The 4891-nt window shown below is 46.1% G+C and carries 6 protein-coding genes; 3 read left to right on the top strand and 3 right to left on the bottom strand.

Annotated elements, in window-relative coordinates; all coding sequences use genetic code 11:
- The first annotated feature begins 8 nt into the window (after positions 1-8).
- The gene (gene ndk / locus ABGY95_RS09290) at positions 9-434 is read left to right on the top strand and encodes a nucleoside-diphosphate kinase (RefSeq protein WP_347441399.1); all 426 of its coding nucleotides are present in this window, start codon (positions 9-11) and stop codon (positions 432-434) included.
- 60 nt (positions 435-494) lie between these two features.
- On the opposite strand, the gene ABGY95_RS09285 is transcribed toward ndk, so the two are convergent.
- The 3 genes from ABGY95_RS09285 to ABGY95_RS09275 are packed head-to-tail and all read right to left on the bottom strand — an operon-like array spanning position 495 to position 2744.
- A complete protein-coding gene (locus tag ABGY95_RS09285) occupies positions 495-1307 on the bottom strand; it encodes a hypothetical protein (RefSeq protein WP_347441398.1) in 813 nt (270 codons plus the stop codon).
- Complete coding sequence (locus ABGY95_RS09280; RefSeq protein WP_347441397.1) at positions 1304-2071, bottom strand: hypothetical protein; 768 nt, start codon at positions 2069-2071, stop codon at positions 1304-1306. Before ABGY95_RS09280 ends, ABGY95_RS09285 begins: the two co-directional genes overlap by 4 nt.
- A 19-nt stretch (positions 2072-2090) precedes the next feature.
- Positions 2091-2744 (bottom strand): ATP-binding cassette domain-containing protein, encoded by a 654-nt coding sequence (locus ABGY95_RS09275; RefSeq protein WP_347441396.1) that lies wholly within the window; start codon positions 2742-2744, stop codon positions 2091-2093.
- Positions 2745-3137: 393 nt separating this feature from the next.
- Between ABGY95_RS09275 and ABGY95_RS09270 the strand changes: the two genes are divergently transcribed.
- Together ABGY95_RS09270 and ABGY95_RS09265 are read left to right on the top strand one after the other, a co-directional pair.
- Positions 3138-4388: an ATPase, T2SS/T4P/T4SS family gene (locus ABGY95_RS09270; protein ID WP_347441395.1), complete on the top strand. Its 1251-nt coding sequence runs from the start codon at positions 3138-3140 to the stop codon at positions 4386-4388.
- 47 nt (positions 4389-4435) lie between these two features.
- Positions 4436-4798 (top strand): type II secretion system protein, encoded by a 363-nt coding sequence (locus ABGY95_RS09265; protein ID WP_347441394.1) that lies wholly within the window; start codon positions 4436-4438, stop codon positions 4796-4798.
- Positions 4799-4891: the final 93 nt, after the last annotated feature.

Genomic DNA, 4891 nt, shown 5'->3' with positions numbered 1-4891 from the left:
CCACGCATATGGCAAATGAAACAACTCTTATCCTTTTCAAACCTGACACAATCGAAAAGAACCTTTCAGGCAAAGTACTCGAGCGCTTCCTCAAAGAAGGCCTCGTGATCCGCGGCATCAAGATGATGACACTATCCAACGAACTCCTAACTGATCACTATTCACATGTAGCTGACAAGCCATTCTTCCCTGAAATCGTTGCATTCATGCAGAAGACTCCGGTCATAGCTTTAGCACTCGAAGGTGAAGACGCAATCAGCCGCGTTCGCGACCTCCTCGGACCAACAAATTCCGAAGAAGCTCCAGCCGGAACTCTCCGCGGTGACCTCGGCGAGAACATGATGGTAAACGTCTGCCACGCATCCGATAGCACTGAGTCAGCAGATGCTGAGCTCAAGCGCTTTTTCAACGAAGGCGAAATTTTCAGTTTCTAGAACATTTCATTCCTCTAAAAATGCCTACTAGCTAACAGCTGTGGGCATTTTTTGTACCTATTAATGACTACGCTCCTTCACTTTTTCCCCATAGGCCTTGAGCGTCCAACTTAACCTCTTGAAGACAGCCAATATCTCGTCAATTTTCTTCTGGGAAAAATTCGCTAATCTACCGTCATCGATCGCACGCTCAAACGACCCTTTAAAGCGATTCACCTTTTGCTCAAATAATCGGTAATCATCTACCAAGTAGGCATTCTCCCCCCCCCTACTCTCGATCTCCACAGCACGATACACCATGATACTTTCCGCAGCCACCGCGGCAGCCAAAGGATCACTAGGGTCATAATCTCTCCCATCACACGCATTGAGAGTCTTTCGCACGACGTCATAAAGCCCCGCAAAGCCAGACTGATCCATAACCGAGTCGGAATACATTGAGAAGTTACCATAATTAGTTGGGTCCATCTCATACGCTAGCTTGACCAACTCCCTCACCTTACCTTTCTCATACTTCAGCACCTCTGCACCTCGCACTCCCGGAAGGTTATTTTGTCGAATCCCACTCTCAAGCCCTCTCAAATCAAATTTTAACTGAGTCACCACCGAGCGCTTTACGCCACTGCCCCCGTGACTCACGCCACACGTTTCACATCCCTGCCCCTCTCCCACATGCTGATGCCCAATTCCACCATGATAGTTCATACTCACAGGACCCTGTAGGGCTGCCCCAACAATTTCACCGTAGGGACTCGACTTCAACTCTAAAAGATTCAAATCTCTCTGACCACGAAACACTTGTGTTCGATGGAATCCATCCAGCACAAGACATACTCCTACCCCCATAAAAGCCGTAATCAATAATACTTTCATTTAGACTTCGGGGTAAACACCAAGTACGCAAAAATACTCAACAAAAGACTCCATCCAGCTAGATACTCAAAAACACCAAAAAACTCCACGCTCGTCAATGCACCCTGCTGGTGCACAAATCGGTGAGTTAGATCAGCCAAGTAGAAATGAGGTAGCAGTACATAAAGCGCATCCTGAAACGCCACATCTTTCGACATAACAATTTTATCTAATATCAACGCTAGATAAAAACCGCAGAGATATAGAAATAAGCCTCCAGAATATCCAACCAGCGCGCCAAACCGAGAAGCCAATGCAATAACAAACTGATTAACCGCAGACACAACTACTAAAAACAGTATTGCATGCTGTAAACTTAAAACAACCCAATGTCTGAAAGCAACAGGCCCCTCAGGCCCAGCAGCAAGAATACAAACCATCATTGTCACAAAAAGCATTAAAACTGAAAACAACAATGTGGTTAACCAAAGACCAAACAGCTGAGAAGACTTTGTCACTCCTCCACTCAGGAAATATTCCCCCAGACGAGAACGCACATGCTCCCCCCCCATACTTGCAGCACAATAAACCAACCAAAAACAAGCTGCAACCCATGCCAATTGCCACACAGCCTGAGCCACAGCAGCCCCCCCCACATCAGCATCCACCTCCACATTCGTCATCTGAAGAAATACGAAAGGCAATACAGTTAGAAGAAGCAGCACTAAGAATACCGACTTCTGCCGAACAGTCGTCACAAAAGATAATTTAAACAGTTTCAACATTTCTTAACTCCTTGGATTGCTATATTAGCGCCCCCTTCAATTCCCCCCAACTTTTCCCCTGATTACTTCCAGTATGCGTAATCTCACCATCGGATATCAGCACTGCACTATGAATTCCCATGCTATCAAAGTCAGGGTGACAGCTCACTAAACGACACACCCCAGACTGACACTCCGACCAATACTCCATGAAAGCATTACGAACATAGGAATCTACACCCGTGAATGGCTCATCTAACAGTAATACGTCACCCCCATCTTTACTACAACTAAACTCAGCCATCAACCAACTAATCTTACGCTTATTCCCTGTTGATAAATCGCGATAATTCTTATTCACATCCAATTCAATACGCTCTGCAAAGGCTAAACAATCCTGTAAGCTCTCACTTGGCAGGAGAGCCTTCAGTATCACTTTAGCTGATAGATGGTCATTGTACTCAATATCTTCAGGCACGAACTGCACGTTACCCCGCACATAAGCTCGCCCCACCAGTGCCGACAGACTCCCAGCTATAGATCGAAGCAGGGTAGTTTTCCCTCGCCCATTCCGAGCCAGGAGATAGTGCGTACCCTGACCCAATTTTATCTCATATTTAGCACTTGCTATAGTGCCTTTTCCATACCCTATGCCATATCCAGAGGGGATCGTTATCCTGCATGCTTCATCCATTAGAAATACAAGTTAACCAAATAATCTGGCAGCTCAAGAGAGAACTCCACATCTAAACCTCCAGTCGTTTTAGCAACCTTTCAAAGCCTGCGTTAGGCTGATAAAACACAAATCAAGAAGTTCATACATATAACCAAAGGCAAAAAAACTCACCTCCCACAAAAGACATCCTGATGAAGCCAACAATAAGAATCAACCAGATAGCCAAAAACCCAAAAAGAGCAAGAATATTCAAATTTCGCTATTGCCAAGCGTCATAAATATGCCTATTAAATAGATTATGTGTACAGATTATTTGTCGGTTATTTTTTTGAACCACCTTTTCCCTTCACAAAATTCATATCAACCAACACAAAGTAAAATACCGCGATACCTCTAACGCAACTTTATACTATGGAAGCTGCAATCAACATCCCAAGTCCACCGCCATTGCCTACTGAGCATAACTCTCAGGCATTTAGCGAGACAATGAGTGGTGAAGAACTCCTCAAGATCATGTTTCAGACATGCCAACAAAAAGGCGTCTCAGACATCCAGCTTCGAGCAAACCGCCCGATGTATATTGAAACGCATCACGGGATGGAAGCCCTCCCATATCTGGGCTCTTTGAGCGCTAACTCGATGCTCAAAATTTACGAAGCCCTCTTATACAACAAAGATGATGACTCTCACGGCTTCGGTGGCACCGAAAATAAATCAGACCACATCAAAGATGCTGTCGATGCATTCCTAGAAAAAAGAGTCGACGACTTCTCCTGTAGCGGTATTAAGTATGGTGACCATGGTGAGATTTCTGGCCGTCTCCGCATCCAAGCCCACTTAAGTGCACCCGGCCTAGGCATTACTTGTCGTATTCTCAACGATTCCATACCTGAACTCGAATCACTCGGCATTCTGCCAGACACTATTGAATCTCTGCGGAAGGGAGTACTCAAACGCGCCGGCCTGTGCCTAGTCACAGGGCCAACCGGATCCGGAAAATCAACCACTCTTGCATCACTCATCGATTGGGCTCGCCGCCACCATCCCAAACACATCGTCACCATCGAAGATCCAGTGGAATACCAATATCCACATGATATGGATGACCCAGACGTCCCGGGCATGAAAACATTAGCCCCATCCATCGTCACCCAACAAGAAGTTGGCCGCGATGTCGACAACTACCGCCAAGGACTCAAAGACGTTCTGCGTAAAGCTCCACACATCATCCTCCTTGGTGAGATCCGAGACAGAGAAGCCATGGATACCTGCCTTGAAGCAGCCCAAACCGGACACCTCGTACTCTCCACGCTTCATACTACAGGCGCCGTTAAAACAATGGGACGTATTTTGGAGATGTACCCTAAAGATAAACACGCATCCATCCTTAACAGACTCGGTGAGATCATGATCTTCATCCACTCTCAAGGTCTTCTCACTGGAGTTCACGGACGTGTACTTACCTACGAATTCCTCAACAACAACGATGACTCAGTCGGAGCCGCCATTGCAGCCTACGACCGTGGAGCAAGCTCCCTCGAAGATGCCATACGCAGATCCGGCAATATTCAGTGGGACAACAACCTACTCAGACTTTACCACCAGGGACTCATCTCCGAAGAAACTTTTGAAAATGCCAAACTCGCCAAATCCGACGACTAAGTGTATTCAAATACATCTCCCCATAATAAACACAAATAATACATACCATGAAACTAAATAAGAACATCAGCAAGTCACCTAAAGGTGTGACTCTCATCGAACTTTCAGTTGTTATCGCTGTTATCCTCGTACTCATCTCCGTTCTCTTCATCGGAGCCGGCTACTACCGCGACTCCTCCAACAATGCAGCATGTCAGATCACTCAGTCCTCAATAAGAAAGGCAGCTGAATCATACTTGAACGTGAACACCCAAGAAGTTACTGCACTGAGCGGAGTTTCAGACATTGTTGGCGAAGGCCTACCATTCGCTACAGCTCCAGAGTGCCCTACAAAAGGGTCACTCACACTAACAGCTACAGGCGGCGTCGTAACACAGATGGAATGTTCGGAACACGACAACCAACTCTAATATAAGTCGAACCAGGAATATGAATCCACTCATCCCCACCTTCCCTAAAAAAGGTGGGGATTTTTATTCCCCCATCCCTTTTTGGATCTTTGA

The sequence above is a fragment of the Rubritalea sp. genome (assembly GCF_039830215.1).
Lineage (GTDB): Bacteria > Verrucomicrobiota > Verrucomicrobiia > Verrucomicrobiales > Akkermansiaceae > Rubritalea.
Note: the sequence above shows the minus strand (reverse complement) of the source record. Positions and strands in the feature narration are given on the sequence as shown.

What these genes read in the sequence shown, in the direction of transcription:
- ABGY95_RS09275 (WP_347441396.1), bottom strand. Translation starts at nt 2,744, where the DNA reads ATGGATGAAGCATGCAGGATAACGATCCCCTCTGGATATGGCATAGGG.
- ABGY95_RS09270 (WP_347441395.1), top strand. Translation starts at nt 3,138, where the DNA reads ATGGAAGCTGCAATCAACATCCCAAGTCCACCGCCATTGCCTACTGAG.
- ABGY95_RS09285 (WP_347441398.1), bottom strand. Translation starts at nt 1,307, where the DNA reads ATGAAAGTATTATTGATTACGGCTTTTATGGGGGTAGGAGTATGTCTT.
- ABGY95_RS09265 (WP_347441394.1), top strand. Translation starts at nt 4,436, where the DNA reads ATGAAACTAAATAAGAACATCAGCAAGTCACCTAAAGGTGTGACTCTC.
- ABGY95_RS09280 (WP_347441397.1), bottom strand. Translation starts at nt 2,071, where the DNA reads ATGTTGAAACTGTTTAAATTATCTTTTGTGACGACTGTTCGGCAGAAG.
- ndk (WP_347441399.1), top strand. Translation starts at nt 9, where the DNA reads ATGGCAAATGAAACAACTCTTATCCTTTTCAAACCTGACACAATCGAA.